The 16,283-nt window shown below is 61.5% G+C and carries 17 protein-coding genes; 1 reads left to right on the top strand and 16 read right to left on the bottom strand.

Features of this window, described 5'->3' with window-relative positions; all coding sequences use genetic code 11:
• The 14 genes from LLH00_14260 to LLH00_14195 all read right to left on the bottom strand — a co-directional run.
• Nucleotides 1-2,189: amino acid permease (locus LLH00_14260; protein MCE5272438.1), on the bottom strand; the 2,189-nt coding region annotated here is incomplete at its 3' end.
• Between the two features lie 156 nt (nucleotides 2,190-2,345).
• Nucleotides 2,346-3,365 (bottom strand): 3-deoxy-7-phosphoheptulonate synthase, encoded by a 1,020-nt coding sequence (aroF, locus tag LLH00_14255; GenBank protein MCE5272437.1) that lies wholly within the window; start codon nucleotides 3,363-3,365, stop codon nucleotides 2,346-2,348.
• A 52-nt stretch (nucleotides 3,366-3,417) separates the two neighbouring features.
• Entirely contained in the window at nucleotides 3,418-4,488 is a 1,071-nt protein-coding gene (locus LLH00_14250) for a 3-isopropylmalate dehydrogenase (protein ID MCE5272436.1), read from the bottom strand.
• 159 nt (nucleotides 4,489-4,647) lie between these two features.
• On the bottom strand, nucleotides 4,648-5,274 hold the full coding sequence (gene leuD, locus LLH00_14245) for a 3-isopropylmalate dehydratase small subunit (protein ID MCE5272435.1): 627 nt from the start codon (nucleotides 5,272-5,274) through the stop codon (nucleotides 4,648-4,650).
• A gap of 36 nt (nucleotides 5,275-5,310) precedes the next feature.
• Nucleotides 5,311-6,708, bottom strand: coding sequence for a 3-isopropylmalate dehydratase large subunit (gene leuC / locus LLH00_14240; protein ID MCE5272434.1), 1,398 nt, complete (start codon nucleotides 6,706-6,708; stop codon nucleotides 5,311-5,313).
• 54 nt (nucleotides 6,709-6,762) lie between these two features.
• On the bottom strand, nucleotides 6,763-8,346 hold the full coding sequence (locus LLH00_14235; GenBank protein ID MCE5272433.1) for a 2-isopropylmalate synthase: 1,584 nt from the start codon (nucleotides 8,344-8,346) through the stop codon (nucleotides 6,763-6,765).
• Nucleotides 8,347-8,567: 221 nt separating this feature from the next.
• Nucleotides 8,568-9,593: a 3-deoxy-7-phosphoheptulonate synthase gene (gene aroF / locus LLH00_14230; protein ID MCE5272432.1), complete on the bottom strand. Its 1,026-nt coding sequence runs from the start codon at nucleotides 9,591-9,593 to the stop codon at nucleotides 8,568-8,570.
• Nucleotides 9,571-9,882, bottom strand: a complete 312-nt coding sequence (locus tag LLH00_14225) for a chorismate mutase (protein MCE5272431.1) — start codon at nucleotides 9,880-9,882, stop codon at nucleotides 9,571-9,573. Before LLH00_14225 ends, aroF (LLH00_14230) begins: the two co-directional genes overlap by 23 nt.
• 366 nt (nucleotides 9,883-10,248) lie before the next feature.
• A complete protein-coding gene (locus tag LLH00_14220) occupies nucleotides 10,249-10,743 on the bottom strand; it encodes a bifunctional nuclease family protein (protein ID MCE5272430.1) in 495 nt (164 codons plus the stop codon).
• A 73-nt stretch (nucleotides 10,744-10,816) separates the two neighbouring features.
• Nucleotides 10,817-12,076: an adenosylhomocysteinase gene (gene ahcY / locus LLH00_14215; protein ID MCE5272429.1), complete on the bottom strand. Its 1,260-nt coding sequence runs from the start codon at nucleotides 12,074-12,076 to the stop codon at nucleotides 10,817-10,819.
• Nucleotides 12,077-12,156: 80 nt separating this feature from the next.
• Nucleotides 12,157-12,450: a hypothetical protein gene (locus LLH00_14210; GenBank protein MCE5272428.1), complete on the bottom strand. Its 294-nt coding sequence runs from the start codon at nucleotides 12,448-12,450 to the stop codon at nucleotides 12,157-12,159.
• A gap of 152 nt (nucleotides 12,451-12,602) precedes the next feature.
• A complete protein-coding gene (locus LLH00_14205) occupies nucleotides 12,603-13,331 on the bottom strand; it encodes a hypothetical protein (GenBank protein MCE5272427.1) in 729 nt (242 codons plus the stop codon).
• A gap of 127 nt (nucleotides 13,332-13,458) precedes the next feature.
• The gene (locus LLH00_14200; protein ID MCE5272426.1) at nucleotides 13,459-13,890 is read right to left on the bottom strand and encodes a hypothetical protein; all 432 of its coding nucleotides are present in this window, start codon (nucleotides 13,888-13,890) and stop codon (nucleotides 13,459-13,461) included.
• A 699-nt stretch (nucleotides 13,891-14,589) separates the two neighbouring features.
• Nucleotides 14,590-14,802: a hypothetical protein gene (locus LLH00_14195; GenBank protein MCE5272425.1), complete on the bottom strand. Its 213-nt coding sequence runs from the start codon at nucleotides 14,800-14,802 to the stop codon at nucleotides 14,590-14,592.
• Nucleotides 14,803-14,962: 160 nt separating this feature from the next.
• On the opposite strand from LLH00_14195, the gene LLH00_14190 reads away from it, so the two are divergent.
• The gene (locus LLH00_14190) at nucleotides 14,963-15,178 is read left to right on the top strand and encodes a hypothetical protein (protein ID MCE5272424.1); all 216 of its coding nucleotides are present in this window, start codon (nucleotides 14,963-14,965) and stop codon (nucleotides 15,176-15,178) included.
• 70 nt (nucleotides 15,179-15,248) lie between these two features.
• On the opposite strand, the gene LLH00_14185 is transcribed toward LLH00_14190, so the two are convergent.
• Nucleotides 15,249-15,950: a DUF1080 domain-containing protein gene (locus LLH00_14185; GenBank protein MCE5272423.1), complete on the bottom strand. Its 702-nt coding sequence runs from the start codon at nucleotides 15,948-15,950 to the stop codon at nucleotides 15,249-15,251.
• A gap of 79 nt (nucleotides 15,951-16,029) precedes the next feature.
• Nucleotides 16,030-16,283, bottom strand: a 254-nt coding sequence (locus LLH00_14180) for a hypothetical protein (protein MCE5272422.1), incomplete at its 5' end; no start/stop codon positions are given.

Below are 16,283 nucleotides of genomic sequence, written 5' to 3'. Positions count from 1 at the left end.
AGGTCCTGGATATTCTCGAAGCCTTTGAGAAACTCTCCCTCGTCCTGTTTCATCTTGCCGATGGAGAACCCGGTTATCACCAGGTCGGCCTCGGCCGAGTTGACGCTCACCAGCGAATCGAACGACTGGTCCTCGGCCAGTGGCACCGGGATCACGTTGTTGGGCGAGATCGGCAGGCGGCCGCGGGCCAGAAGGTCGTTCAGGCGGGCCACCTCGCGGTCCATTTCTTTCTTGTGGAACGCCGCGTAGAGCACTATCTCCGCCCCTTTCCAGTCCGGGTGGCCGATGATGATGTAGGCCAGGATGATCATCAGGTTGGCGTTGCGGTAGTCGCCCGGGGTCAGCCAGATATGGATCAGCCGACGGTAGCCGAAATGACGGTTGGAATGCCGCAGCACGCAGACATTGAATCCCGCGATGGCTGCAAAATCACAGGATTCGAGCAGGTGTTCGAGCTGGCCCTTTTCCTCGTACAGAAACTCGAACAGCATGCTGTTGTTCTCCAGGCCGGCCACTCCCGGAATCTGGACCAGTTGCGCCACAGCGGTGCGGAAACTGGGGCTCACGATGGTGTCCACGTAGATCGCCGCATCGCTGGAGCGCGCCTGACGGACCAGGCGTTCCAGGGTGGCCTGGGCATCGGCGTGGGTCTCGCTGTTCAGCGGCCCGCGGATGAAATGGATGAACGAGCCGAACCCATAGTGGTGCGATATCCAGCGCAGGACATCGAACGGGGCCAGACGGGTGAGCGAGTGCGAGGACAGGGCGATGAAAGAGGGCCGCCAGTTGGCCATGCTCTGGCTGGCGCCCTGGCGCTGGATCAGCACCTGGAGCTTGCGCGTGAGCTGGAACAGCACCCCCTGCACCACCTCGGACAGGTCGCGCTCGCCCTGGTTGCTGCGCTTGAGGCCCCAGTAGATACCGGCCATCGACAGGATCGCCAGGATCGCGTACAACGGCTGCATCTGGTACATCATCACAAAACTCAGGATCGCCCCCAGCAGCGAAAGGTACCACTTGGAGCGGAAAGTCGGCCGGTAGGAGGGATCGCCGGAGAAATGCTCCAGGAAGCTGATCGAGCAGAGCGAGCCGTAGGTGACCATGAAAAACATACTGATGATCTGGGCCACGAAATCGACATTGCCCATGGAGACGAAAACAAGAGCGATAAGCGAGGTCAGAAGCGTGGCGTTAATCGGTTCGTTGGCCTTGCCTCTGCCCCTGGTCAGGTAAGCGTTGATGCGTTTCCAGGGAAATACGCCATCTCCAGCCAGGGCCTGAAGGGTGCGCGGAGCGACCAGGATCGAGCCGATGGCCGAGGAAATCGTGGCCGCGCCCAGGCCGATTGGGATAATCGGGCCCCAGACAGCTATCTTCGACATGATGAACTGGTCGCCCGCCAGCTCATCCGGAGTGGCGCTAAGGCCCAGCTTTATCACCACCATCACGTAAACAACCATGCCACAAATGGTGGCAAACAGCGTTCCCATCGGGATGGAGCGCCTGGGATTCTTCAGATCGCCGGAAAGCCCCACCCCCGCGGTCATGCCGGTGAACGCCGGGAAAATGATGGCGAACACGGTGAAAAAATTGTCCGGCCGCTTGACCGTGGAAAGAAGCCCCAGATCGGAGTTGTGTGTTACCGGGTGGCCGAGGAAAAACATCACCAGCGAGAGCGCCAGAATGCTCACCACCACCCAGAGCATGCTCACACCCAGGTCCGCCCCCTTGTAGAGTATCACCCCGATCAGGATCAAGGTGGCCGGAATGCCCACCATTCGAGGGTCGGGCGTGTGGCCGGTCAGATGCTCGAACCAGGGGAAGAGCGGACGGAAAGCCTCTGAAAAAGCGATCATGTAGAATGCGACCGAAATGGCCTGCGACAGGAACAGCGAGATGCCTATCGCCCCGCCCACCGTGGGGCCGAACGAGCGGCTGATGATGTAATACTCTCCCCCACCCTCCACTTTCAGGTTGGTGGCGATCTCGGCCACCGCCATGCCGGTAGGGATCGTGATCAGGTGGCCGATCAGGATGATGGTCAGCACTCCCAGCACCCCGACATGCGCCACACCGTAGCCGAACCGCAGGAACAGGATCGCGCCCAGGATCGTGCTGATCGCGGCCAGGAACACCGGCGCCGTGCCGAAACCGTGGCCGCGTTCTTTCTGTTCGCCCCGTGAGGCCATGCCGGTGCTCGTTCGAGTGAGTGCTTCCGAAGAATCGTGGCGGGTAATTCTCGACACTGATTCAATTTGTTTTCGAAGAACACTCCAGGCAAGGCTTGCGGTCAAAAAAAACCCGGCCGAAGCCGGGTTTTCATTTTGCAGGAGCGTAACACGCCGTCAGAGTGTTTTTCCCTCGGCGTCCAGGATCGGCTTGAGCACCTTGACCAACTCGTCGAACTGGTCCGGGGTGAGCGCCTGTTCCCCGTCCGAAAGAGCCTGCTCCGGCGCGGCGTGCACCTCGATGATAGCGCCGTCCGCCCCGCAGGCCGCCGCGGCCTTGGTCATCGGGGCCACCAGTTTGGGTATTCCCGTGCCGTGCGAGGGGTCGACTATGATCGGCAGGTGGCTCAGGCCACGGATCAGCGGCACCGCGGCCATGTCCAGGGTGTTGCGCGTGGCGGTTTCGAAAGTGCGGATACCGCGCTCGCACAGGATCACGTTCTGGTTGCCCTGACTAAGGATATACTCGGCGCTCATCAGGAACTCGTTGATCGTGGCCGAGATGCCGCGCTTGAGCAGCACGGGCTTGTCCATCAGGCCCACCTGCTTGAGCAGGGAGAAATTCTGCATGTTGCGCGCCCCGATCTGCAGGACATCGGTGTAACGCGCCACCAGGGGCAGGTCCTGTGAAGAGAGCACCTCGGTCACGATTGGAAGGCCGGTCTTCTCGCGGGCCTCGGCCAGCAGCTCCAGGCCCTCCTCCTCCAGACCCTGGAACGCGTAGGGCGAGGTGCGCGGCTTGAACGCACCGCCGCGGAGCATACGCGCCCCGGCGGCCTTCACCCTCTTTGCGGTCTGGACTATCTGTTCGCGGCTTTCCACGGAGCAGGGGCCGGCGATCAGCACGAACTGCTTGCCGCCGAACTCCACGTCCTTGCCCACCTTCACGATGCTCTTCTCGCTTTTCAGCTCACTGCTGACCAGCTTGTAGGGCTTGAGGATGGGAATGACCGATTCCACTCCGGGCACGGATTCGAGGGACTTCAGCCTGAACTTGCCCCGCTCGTCGCCGATCGCGCCGATCACCGTGCGCTCTGTCCCGTAGATCGGGTGGACCTTGTAGCCCAACTCGCGGATACGGTCGAAGACGTGATCGGTCTGCTTACTGGTGGCGTCCTTCTTCATTACGATAATCATAGCGTCACACCTGTCCTGAAAAGGCCCCACCCGCGGGCGGGGCCTGGGTCGGTTACTGGGCCAGGACGCGCTCGGCGATCAGATCGCCCACCTGGCTCGTCGTGTAGCCCATCTTGCCGGCGGCCATGCTCTTCATCTTGTTGGCGCAGGCCCACATCACGGCGCTCTCGATATCCTGGGCCACTTTCGCCTCGCCCAGGGAGTCCATCATCATCGCGCCCGAGCAGATCGAAGCGAGCGGGTTAATAACACCCTTGCCCGTGTACTTGGGAGCGCTGCCGCCGATCGGCTCGAACATCGAGACGCCACCGGGGTTGATGTTGCCGCCCGCGGCGATGCCCATTCCGCCCTGGACCATGGCGCCCAGGTCGGTGATAATGTCGCCGAAAAGGTTGTCGACCACGATCACGTCGAACCATTCCGGGTTCTTCACCATCCACATCGTGGTGGCGTCCACATGGGCGTACTCGCGCTTGATGTCCGGGTAATCCTTGGCCCCCACCTCGTGGAACGTGCGCTCCCAGAGGTCGGAGGCGTAGGTGAGGACGTTGGTCTTGGCACAGAGGGTAAGGGTCTTCTTCTTGTTGCGCTTGCGGCAGTAGTCGAAAGCGTAGCGCACGCAGCGTTCCACGCCCTTGCGGGTGTTGATCGAGGTCTGGATCGCCACCTCGTCCGGCGTGCCCTTCTTCAGGTTGCCGCCCGCCCCGACATAGAGACCCTCGGTGTTCTCGCGCACGACCACGAAATCGATGTCCTCGGGGCCCTTGCCCTTGACCGGGGTCTCAACTCCCGGATAAAGCTTGACCGGCCGCAGGTTGATGTAGTGGTCGAGGCCGAAACGCATGGCCAGCAGGAGGCCTTTCTCCAGGATGCCGGGCTTGACATCCGGGTGCCCGATGGCGCCCAGCAGGATCGAGTCGAACTTGCGCAGCGTGTCGCAGCCGTCCTCGGGCAGCACCACCCCGGTTTTTTTGTAGAACTCGCCGCCCCAGGGAATCTCGGTGTAATCCAGCTTGAAACCGTGCTTGCCCGCCGCCGCGTCGAGGACTTTGCGCGCCTCGGCGACTACTTCCGGACCGGTGCCGTCGCCGCCGATCACCGCGATCTTATACTGTTTCGCCATCCAGGTCTCCTGTGGTCAGAAACGTTGTGGAGTTGATGATGCGAATCAAGGCCCTGCCGTAAAACCCCGTCCGCGGACCGGCCCGTTACAGGCCGGTCCGGGTGCGTGGGGGTGATTCTTAAGAGGAATGACAATTCAACCGGTGCATCGGGGGCCCGCTCAGGCCTGGCCGATGAACATCCAGGGCTTGGCCGCCCGGTAGTCGCGCTCGAACGCGCCGATCTTGTCCGAGAACTGCTGCGTCCAGCCGATGTCGTCCAGCCCCTTGAGCAGACGCTCACGGTAGAACGGCGAGACCTCGAAGCGGAACACCTTGCCGCTCGGAGCGGTGACTGTCTGGCTCTCCAGGTCCACGCTGAGCGTGGCGCCCTCTTTGGCCCCCACCTCGCCGAACAGGGCATCCACCTCGTCCCGCTTGAGGACCACGGGCAGAATGCCGTTCTGGAAGCAGTTGTTGAAGAAAATGTCGGCGAAGCTGGGCGCGATGATGGCCCGGAAACCGTACTCCTTGAGCGCCCAGGGTGCGTGCTCACGGCTGGAGCCGCAGCCGAAATTGTCCAGGGCCAGCAGGATCTGCGCCCCCTTGTAGCGCGGCTGATTGAGCGGGAACTCCGGGTTGTCTTTCGTCCCGGCGTCATCCAGATAGCGCCACTCGTGGAACAGGTGCCTGCCGAAACCGGTGCGCTCGATCTTCTTCAGGAACTGCTTGGGCACGATGGCGTCCGTGTCGACATTCATCCGGTCGAGCAGGGCCGCAACCGCCGTAAGCTTCTTGAAAGGTTCCATGTTATGTCTCTTATCTAAAGTTATGCCTCAAGGGCGTCAGTTCATCTTGCGCGGATCGGCGAAATGGCCGGCCACGGCTGCGGCCGCCGCCATCAGGGGGCTCACCAGGTGCGTGCGTCCGCCGCGCCCCTGACGGCCCTCGAAATTACGGTTGCTGGTGGAGGCGCACCTCTCGCCCGGCAGCAGCATGTCGCCGTTCATGGCCAGGCACATCGAGCAGCCCGCCTCGCGCCACTCGAACCCGGCCTCGGTGAACACGCGGTCCAGGCCCTCGGACTCGGCCTGTTTCTTGACCAGGCCGCTGCCCGGGACGACTATCGCCTGCACGCCCGCGGCCACCTTGCGCCCGCGCACGAACTGGGCCGCCTCGCGCAGGTCCTCGATCCGGCCGTTGGTGCAGGAGCCGATGAAGGCCTTGTCGATCTTGATCTGGGTGATCGGCGTATTGGGGGCCAGCCCCATGTACTCCAGGGCGCGCTCCACGGCCTTGCGGGCCGCCGGATCGGCCAGAGCGGCCGGGTCCGGCACCTTGCCTTCGATATCCACCACCTGGCCCGGGCTGGTGCCCCAGGTGACCTGGGGCTTCACATAGGCCATGCTCAGCTCGACCACCTTGTCGAACGCCGCATCCGGGTCGGAGGGCAGCTTGCGCCACTCGGCCACGGCCTGCTCGAACTGCGCGCCCCTGGGGGCGTACGGGCGGCCCTTCAGATAGGCGAACGTGGTGTCATCCGGCGCCACCAGGCCGGCCTTGGCCCCGGCCTCGATGGACATGTTGCAGAGGGTCATGCGGCCCTCCATGCTCAAAGCGCGCACCGCCTCGCCGGCGTACTCGATGATGTAGCCCGTGCCGCCGGCGGTGCCGATCTTGCCGATTATGGCCAGGATTATGTCCTTGGGGCCGACATCCACTCCCGGCTTGCCCTCCACCTTGACCAGCATGAACTTGGGCTTTTTCTGCTGCAGGGTCTGGGTGGCCAGCACGTGCTCCACCTCCGAGGTGCCGATGCCGAAAGCCAGCGCCCCGAACGCCCCGTGGGTGGCGGTGTGGCTGTCGCCGCAGACTATGATCGAGCCGGGCAGGGTGAGTCCCTGCTCCGGTGCCATCACGTGGATGATCCCCTGGCGCGGGTCATCCATGTCGAACAGTGTCACCCCGAACTCGCGGCAGTTGGTGCGCAGCGCCTCGACCTGACGGGCCGAGAGCGGGTCCGCGATGGGCTTGTCACGGTTCACCGTGGGCACGTTGTGGTCCGGCACGGCATAGGTCGAGCTGGGCGAGTGCAGCTTGCGCCCGGCCAGCCGCAGTCCCTCGAAAGCCTGGGGCGAGGTCACCTCGTGCACCAGGTGACGGTCGACATACAGGATGTCGATCCCGTTCTGGGAGTGCACCACGTGCGAGTCCCAGATCTTTTCCGCCATTGTTTTACCCATGCATTCACTCCTTATCCTTGTCTGACATTTCCGAATCCCTTTATCGGCGCCCGCTCAGACCGCAGCCTGACGGGGAGCGCCGGCCGCCTGTCCGGTCCGTCCGTGCTGACGGCCGTAGATCGCCTTGTTGGCCGCGTTGAGATAGGCCCGGGCCGTGGCGTCCATCACATCCGTGCTGGCCGCCTTGCCCATGTACTCCACACCGTCGAACAGCACCCGCAGGAACACCTCGCCCACCGCCTCGCGGCCCTCGCCCACCGAGCGGAGCTGGTAGTCCACCAGCGAGCCCTTGAGGTCCACGATCCGGTCGATGCAGTTGCACAGGGCGCTCACCGGACCGTCCCCGGTGGCGGCATCCTTCACCTTGTCGCCGCCCTCGCGCTTGGACAGCATGATCGTCGCCGTGCTAAGGGCCGGCTGGCCGCCCACGGTCTGGAGGTATTCCAGCTTCCAGGTCTCGGGGATGTGCTGCACCCCGTCCTGCGCGATTGCCATCAGGTCGTCGTCCGTAATGCTCTTCTTCTGGTCGGCCAGCTTGCAGAACAGCTTGTAGGCCTTCTCCACATCATCCTTGGTCAGGTCGAACCCCAGCTCCTTCAGGCGGTGCTCCAGGGCGTGACGGCCGGAATGCTTGCCCATCACGATGTTGCCTTTCTGGATGCCCACCGACTGCGGGGTCATGATCTCGTAGGTCAGGGCCTCTTTCAGCACCCCGTCCTGATGTATCCCCGCCTCGTGCGCAAAAGCGTTCTTGCCCACGATGGCCTTGTTGGGCTGCACGAACACGCCGGTGATGTTGGAAAGCATCCGGCTGGTCGGGAACAGCTCCGTGGTCACGATATCGGTGTGGAAATCCAGGATGTCGTGACGGGTGCGGGCGGCCATGACAAACTCCTCCAGCGAGGCGTTGCCCGCGCGCTCGCCGATGCCGTTGATCGTGCACTCCACCTGACGGGCCCCGTTCTGGCAGGCGGCCAGGGAATTGGCCACCGACAGGCCGAGGTCGTTGTGGCAGTGCACGCTCAGGATCGCTTTGCCCGTGGCGAACTCGGGCACGTTCTTGACCAGCAGGGCGATCTTGCGGCCGAACTCGCTGGGCACCTGGTAGCCCACGGTGTCGGGGATGTTGATTGTGGTGGCCCCGGCCGCGATCACGGCCTTGACCACCAGGGCCAGGTAGTCGTCATCCGTGCGACCGGCATCCTCGCACGAAAATTCCACGTCGTCGCAGTAGCCCTTCGCCAGCTCGACCGCCTTAACCGCCATCTCCACAACTTCTTCCCTGGTTTTCTTGAGCTTGAACTTCAGGTGAATGTCGCTCGTGGCCAGGAACGTGTGGATACGCGGACGGGCGGCGTGCTGAAGGGCCTCCCAGGCACGGTCGATGTCCAGCTTGACCGCGCGGGCCAGCCCGGCGATGATGGGCTTGCGCACCTCCTTGGCCACCTGCAGCACGGACTCGAAATCGCCCTCGCTGGCGATTGGGAACCCGGCCTCGATCACGTCCACGTTCAGCTTCTCGAGCTGACGGGCCAGGCTCAGTTTTTCGGGCAGGTTCATGCTGCAACCGGGCGACTGCTCACCATCACGCAGAGTCGTATCGAAAACCAGTACCTTCCTGCTTTCCTTACCAGACATGGTTTACCTCGTATTCTGCACCGGGGCCTCGCGCGGCCGCCGGCTGGTTTCTGACTTCAGTCGAATCACGGAACAGAAAGAGTGCGCCGCGCACAACAGACCGCGGCCTATGCCGGGAAACGGACTGGAGCGTCACAAGCTCGTAGTCGAATACCACTTGATAAGGATCGCCAGCTCAAACATGGCCCCGCGTTCCGGGAAAGGGTTCAGCGGTCGATTTTTCAGTCGGCCGAAATCGAGCGCCCGATGGCCCGGGCGATAATCTCCAACTCGCGCATCAGACGGTCGAACTGCTCGGGATAAAGGCTCTGGGCGCCGTCCGAAAGCGCCTTGTTCGGGTCGGGGTGCACCTCGACGATCAAGCCATCCGCCCCGGCCGCGATGGCCGCCCGGCCCATCGGCAGCACCTTGTCCCGGATGCCCGTGCCGTGGCTCGGGTCGGCCACGATGGGCAGGTGGCTCAGCTTGTGCACCACCGGGATGGCCGCGATGTCCATCGTGTTGCGGGTGTAGGTCTCGAAAGTGCGGATGCCCCGCTCGCAGAGGATGACCTCCTTGTTGCCGCCCGAAATCACATACTCGGCGCTCATCAAAAGGTCCTCCACTGTGGCGGCCAGCCCCCGCTTCAGCAGGACCGGCTTGCGCACATGGCTGAGCTCGCGCAGCAGGGTGAAATTCTGCATGTTGCGCGCGCCCACCTGAAGGATATCGACATAATCGAGCATCAGCTCCACCTGGCTGCGGTCCATCACCTCGCTGACCACATCCAACTTGTACTTGTCCCCCACCTGGCGCAGTATCTTGAGGCCCTCCTCGCCCATGCCCTGGAAACTGTAGGGCGAGGTGCGCGGCTTGAAAGCTCCGCCGCGGAGCACCCGGGCGCCGCTCTCGGCCACGCGGGCGGCAACCTCGTCCATCTGGGCCAGGCTTTCCACCGAGCAGGGGCCGGCCATGACCAGCACCTCGCGGCCGCCGATGGTCGCGCCGCCGGGCAGGGTGATCACCGTGTTGTCGGGCTTGAACTGACGGCTGGCGAACTTGTAGGGCGCCGAGATGCGTATCACCTCGGCCACCCCGTCCAGGATTTCGAAATCCCGCGGGTCGAGCAGGTTGGTCTCGCCGATCACGCCGATGATCGTGCGGTTGGAACCGGTGGAGCGGTGTGTGTCGAACTTCAGATCGTGGAGTCTGGTGATGATGGCCTGGATTTGATCTTCCGAGGCATCATTGCGCATGCTTATGACCATCGCCTGTCCCCTCGCTGCAGACTTCCTGCTCCAGTCTGCGGGTTTCCTCTATTATTCTGGTGAAAAGTCTCATTATCGCATCATCACTCAGCGGACCCTGGTTGTTGCGGCTCACGTTCCGCTGAATCTGCTCCTCGCGCTCCCGGTTGTAGACCGGCAACCCGACCGCACGCTTGAGACGTCCGATTTCAAGAGCGAATCCCACCCGGCGGTTCACCAGTTCGAGCAACTGTGCATCCACCGCATCGATCTTCTCACGCCAGTGCTCGATCTCGGCCGAGCTGTCCATCCGTTCTCCTTTCACGGCACAACCCGCTGGAATTATACGCCTATATAGCAAAAAGCCACTATCGCGTTAGATAGTGGGCTTTTCCTTGCCGGTCCTGCTGACTGACTGAAGCGCCTACGGCCCCACTACCTGACATCCGCTGATGTCACTAAACAAAAGGTAAAGGTACAACTCAATGCGGATCATCGTCGGGCCGTGGTTGGATGTTCCGGTCTCAAGCGGCCGTGGCCGCGCCTGCATCCAAAAGCAAATCGTTATGGATGTAAGGTCATATTAATCAATCAGCGCGCTTCAGTCAAGTTATTTTACTCCATTTTGCTCAAAGCAGGGATGTTTCAGGGGCGGGACAGGCGGAACGCGGCGGGTTCAGAAAGTGAATTTTCCGAAATCCTCGGGGTTCATCTTGCGCAGGGTCTCACGCAGGGCCTCGGGGTCGTACTCCTCGGCCTGGGTCACGGTCTTGGGCATGATCTTGCTGGCGTTGTCCAGCAGCTCATCCGTGGTGTGGATCGAGGCTTTCATGCGGATGGCCAGGGCGATGGAGTCCGAGGGCCGGGCATCCAGCTCGAAACGCTCCTCACCCCGGGTGAGCACGATCCGGGCATAGTAGGTGTTCTCTTTCAACTCGTGGATGAACACGTACTCCATACCCACCCCCAGGTCGAGCAGGCACTGCTTGAACAGGTCGTGGGTCAGGGGACGCTTGAACTTGACCCCCGAGATCTCCATGGCGATAGCGCTGGCCTCGCTCGGGCCGATCCAGATTGGCAGCACACGCTCACCGTCCTTCTCCTTGAGCAGCACCACCGGGGAGTTGTTGGAGCTGTCGATTCCCAGCCCGGATATGGTCAGTTCGATCATGCCCGCCCCTTGCAGAATCAGAAAGTCGCTCCGGCGGCTTGGCCGCCGGAGCGACAAATTTCAGCCGTACTTTTTAGGTGCCCATGGTCCAGGACTTGAGGTACTTCTCCTGCTCGCTGGTCAGGCTGTCGATGGTCACGCCCATGGATTTGAGTTTCAGGGTGGCGACCCACTGGTCGATGTTGGCCGGGACCTCGTAGACACCGGCCTTGAACGAGCCCCTGTTCTTGGCCACGTACTCTGTGGTCAGGGCCTGGACCGCGAAGCTCATGTCCATCACCGAGGCCGGGTGCCCCTCGGCGGCGGCCAGGTTGATCAGACGGCCCTCGCCCAGGATGAACACCTTGCGGCCGTTGTTCAGGAGGTAGGCGTCCACGTTGGCCCGCACATCCTTGACCACCTGCTTGGAGATAGCCTCGAGGCCCTTGAGGTCCAGCTCGACGTTGAAATGACCGCTGTTGCAGACCAAGGCCCCGTCCTTCATCTTCGTGAAATGCTCGGGGCGGACGACGTTGATGTCGCCGGTGAGGGTGCAGAACAGGTCGCCGATCGGTGCGGCCTCGGCCATGGTCATCACCCGGAACCCGTCCATCACCGCCTCGATGGCCTTGATCGGATCGACCTCGGTCACGATCACGTTGGCGCCCATGCCGCGCGCGCGGTTGGCGAACCCGCGTCCGCACCAGCCATAGCCCGCGGTGACCACGTTCTTGCCGGCCAGCAGCACATCAGTGGCACGGATGATCCCATCCACCGTAGACTGCCCGGTGCCGTAGCGGTTGTCGAACAGGTGCTTGGTCATGGCGTCGTTGACCGCGAACACGGGAATCTTCAGAGCCCCGTCCGCAGCCATGGCCCTCAGGCGGATCACCCCGGTGGTGGTCTCCTCCATGCTGCCGATGATGTCGCCCAACTGCTCCGGGTACTCGGAATGCACGGTGCTGACCAGGTCGGCGCCGTCATCCATCGTGACCGAGGGTTTGAACTTGAGCGCGGCCTTGATGTGCTCGTAGTAGGTCTTGTTGTCCTCGCCCCGGATGGAGTAGACTTTCAGGCCGTCATGCTCCACCAGCGAGGCGGCCACGTCATCCTGGGTGCTCAGGGGGTTGGAGGCGCACAGCAGAAGTTCGGCGCCGCCGGCCTTGAGGGTGCGGCAGAGGTTGGCCGTCTCTGCCGTGACGTGCAGGCAGGCGCTCATTCTGAGGCCGGCCAGCGGCTTTTCCTTGGCAAAGCGCTCGCGCACCAGACGGAGCACCGGCATGTCGTTCTCGGCCCAGTCGATACGCTTCTTGCCCTTGCCTGCCAGTTTCATATCCGCAACCTGATATTCCATCGGCTCTCCAGGTAAAAGGTGTAGTCTAAGGAAAGAATGCTAAAAAAACACAAGCCACGCAAGCCCCCGGAAGCGGAGGCTTATTTTTCGGGGAACCACTGCGCCAGAGTACGGATGATCTCCTGAGCCTGTTTTTCGCTCGAAATGTTGAATTTACTCTGGACGATATACTTGTCGCCGCGTTTCTGGTAGCGCTGCACGCGGACTTTCTTCGGACCGTACTCACCGCTGGCCGCGTCCAGGTCCTCGTACAGAAACATCACGGTCACCCAGCCGCCACCCTTGGAAATCACCTCTTTTTCCAGCTCACGGGTAGTCAGACGCCCCTGCTCGTCTTCCCAGTTGACAGTCAGTTCATCGATTCCAGACGCCACTTGAAAGCTCCATCTCTCAATGGCCGGCGCGCCCTGCGCGGCAGCCTGTTTGCAGAACAATAACGCAATAAACAAACCGGCAGTATCACGGCGGGTTGCAGACGGGATACTGCCGGCAGTGCATTCGAATTTATCCTGGCAGACCGCTGGACTCAGAGCAATTCCCGGATCACATCCGCGTTGCTCTCATCCAGGATAATCAGCACCGAATCACCCTTGGTGGGCAACTGAATGTTCCAGACCAGCTTCTCGTTGATCGTCCCGGGACGGCGCAGTTCGGCGTTGAGCCACCACCTGCCGAAAGGAAGGTCGAGCTTGCTGATCGTGCAGTTCTGATCGGTGGTCTCGGTTTTGGTCTGAAGCTCAGGCTGTATGTTATTCTTGAAATCGGTGAAGCCAGTGAAAGCCTTTTCACGCCAGGCGTTTACCTTTTCCTGGTAGGCGCCCTTGATCTCAAGGTATTTCTGGTGCACCTGGTGCACATCCTCCGAGGCCTGCTGCTCACGCTTCTGCAGGTCCTGGAAAATCGGGAACAGCTTGCGGTACTCGATCGAGGTGTTATTCATCTTCTCGAGGTCGTCTCGCAGCGAGTTGACCGAATCCGACATCGCGGTCTTGGAGGCAAGCTGCTTCTGATATTCATCCAGCAACACCATCAAGTCGCTGGAATCCGGCCGCGGGCCGGGGTTGTTCAGCTTGGTCAGGCTGTCCAGAACACCGTTGTAGTCGTAGGATGTAAAATCGATATCCATGTTCTGGCAGGAGGTCTCCGCGCCGAGCACCTCAACCTTGATATAGAACCTCGGCTTGGTCGAGCATGCGCCGACAGCCGCCACGGTCAGCGCCGTGAGCAGAAACAACTTTAATCGAGCCAGAGACATTTGTATCCCTCCCGCCTTGGAACGAAAATGGAAATATATCGACTCCACAACGCTATCGGATTGCCTGGATATTGAATATAAAACTCCATATTACAGCATAGATTAATAATGAGGCCCAGCGGCTGTGTCAAGCATAAATATCCACGCTGCGGCCCGAGTTGCCCATGCGCCCCTGCAAGTCGGTCAGCGAGGCGATGGCCGAGCGCAGGCGCATCGAGCCGGCCGCGGCCTGACGTTCCAGCGAGTTGAGACCGTCCCGCAAACGGCGCACGTGCCAGGACTGAATCTCCCACTGCCCCTCCAGGCGCGCCATCCGGCTGCGCCCCGACTCGGTCACGTGCACCTTGCCCAGATAGGCTTTCTCACGGCCCTGCTCCAGCCAGACCGCGCCCTCCTCGGGACGGTTCGAGCCGGGCAGCGGCCCGGTCGAGGGCACATCCCCCACCACCTGCGGTCCGGCCGCACCCCCCTGGTAGCCGATATCCTGCGGCTGCTCGTAGGCCGTGGTCTGAAAAGACCGTGCCAGGTAACGTGAATCGGAAATTCCTGTGATGTCCATTTCTGGCCCCCTCCTGTCGCCTTGGGCTCCGGGTTGAGCTTTCACCCGGAGCGTTGGTTGATCCGTGCGGAACAGGACAGGTCCGAAAGGGGCTCGGCCCGGTGTGCGGGAATGAAGCATGCACGCCAAGCACGATTCTTGCACTTCCGTGAAGGGTAAACCGGCCAAAGGCAGCGTAAATTAAAGTCCTTCATGCATTCTGCCGATAGCACTATGTGCATGATCGACAAGAAACCGCATGAAAAGCCGTGTTGGACACCGCAGGCCCTTCGGGGCACAACTGTATGGATCCGCGTCAGATGCGTGCTTTTTGTGCGCCCGGGCTCAGGAAGTGGCAGCTTCCTGGGCCCTTTTATTTGGCCTCAATCTCAAACCGGCATTTTTTTCTCGCTGTCCGGGGCTGGCGCCCGACACAGTCGCAGTTTTTGCCCCCTCCTGACCCGATATCCGGTTCCGGGACGAAAAGCTGGATTGCCGATACTAACGGTCCGATAATTATATCCGAGGAGTATTCCCGAGGTGCGATGTCGTGGGCTGGGTCTTGCGGCATCCACTTGACAGCTCTCCGCTCCGGGTAGCACTGGCCAGGTGTCCGGAAGGAGGGCTGTCTTATTATAAAGTGTTTTTACACCGCTGTAAACATTTTTTGTATTCAGCTAAAAAAATAACTGCACTTACACCGCTTCCCCGGCGGCTGAATCAAACCAGCAGGTTCACCTTGGCCCCGCTCAGCTCGGGCGGATACAGGGCGGAGCGCGAGGCTATCACATCCTGGACCACGCCGGTAATGTGCCGGATCGACTGGAGCTTGGCCTGGGCCAGCCGCATGTGGCGGGTGTTGGAGGATTTGAACTGCTGAAAATTCCTGTATACCTGAAGCTGACTGGCGTGTATGGACTGAAAATCGATCATTTCCCCTCCGGCTCTTCCCGAAATCCCGTCTCTCCCACCCCTATCCCCCTTATCGACATTCTCCCCGTCCGGATTGAGCCCTAATTCTGCAGGACAGACTTGAGTTCAAACCGGGGCTATGGTATAATTAGAGCGATTTCAGCCCAGGAGACAGCCCGCGATGCCGGAAGTGGAATTCATCAACCCGAAATGGGAATGCAGCCAGTGCCACAGCAAGGTGGACCAGCCGGTGCGCCTGGTGGACGGAAAGCTGAGCCCACCCTTTTTCTACCTGCCGCAGAAATGCAAATCCTGCGGCAAGCTGCTGCATTTCTACCAGGTGCTGGACGGTTATTCGGTGGAGATAATCCGCAAGGCGGACCGGGTCCTGGTCTGAACCCCCATCAAAAAAGCGGACAGGGCCGTCAAGCCCTATCCGCTTCTCTGGCTTTCCGCTTGATTCAACCTTACAGCTCACGCACCCAGATGTTGCGGTACTGGACCGGATGGTTGTGGTCCTGCAGCAGGATCGGCCCGGTTGCCTGCTCCGGGGTGTTTTCCCGCCCGCCGGTGGGCGCCGGGACATCCAGATGGTCCTGGACCAGCACGCCGTTGAGCAGCACGGTGACATTGGCGTCCTTGATTTTCTTGCCGTCCGCGTCGAACCGCGGGGCGCGCACGATGATGTCGTAGGTCTGCCACTCGCCCGGCTTGCGGCAGGCGTTGACCAACGGCGGGGCGATCTTGTACACCGCGCCCAGCATCCCGTCGATGTAGGTCGGGTTGTTGTACGAGTCGAGCACCTGCACCTCGTAGCGGTCCATCACGTAGACCCCGCTGTTGCCGCGGTCCTGGCCCTCGCCCTTGGGCGGGTTCGGCGAGGCGAACTCCAGGTGCAACTGCATGTCGCCGAAAGACTTGCGGGTGACTATGTTGCCCTTGCTGACAGTCATCACGCCGTTTTCGACTTTCCACTGCGCCGGCTGACCGTCCTCGGTCTGCCACTGCTCCAGATTCTTCCCGTCGAACAGCACGACCGCATCCGAGGGCGCCGACATTGCGGGGGTGGCGACCATACGGGGCTCTTTCGCCTCCTGGGCCATGCTCAGGGCGGGAAGGCTCAGCAGGCCGAGCACGGCCAGAAGTGCGGCGGAATTTTTCGCGTTCATGTTCGCTCCTTTCGGTTACGGTGAGTTAAACAGGTTCAACTGCCACTAAACCCTTTAAACTACATATTATTAAAGAAACTCAGCCCAGGCCGGCGATATCGGCCAGGGCGCCGTCGATGCACTGTAATGTCTGGGCCAGGCGGTCGCTGCGGCCGGGCTTGAGCAGGCTGAACTCCTTGCGTAACCCGCTCAGCTCGACTGCATATTCGGCGCGCGCCGAGGCGCTCATGCGCTCCAGGTAGACCGGCGGCCCCGGAGCGGCCGGGTTCTCTTTCCAGATCAGCGGCTCCAGCATGATATCTCCATCGCCGGGCCTGAACTCCACGCGCGAGA

The sequence above is a fragment of the bacterium genome, from assembly GCA_021372515.1.
In the GTDB taxonomy this organism is placed as follows: Bacteria; Gemmatimonadota; Glassbacteria; order GWA2-58-10; family GWA2-58-10; genus JAJFUG01.
The sequence above is the reverse complement of the archived record's forward strand: the minus strand, read 5'-3'. Positions and strand labels throughout refer to the sequence as shown.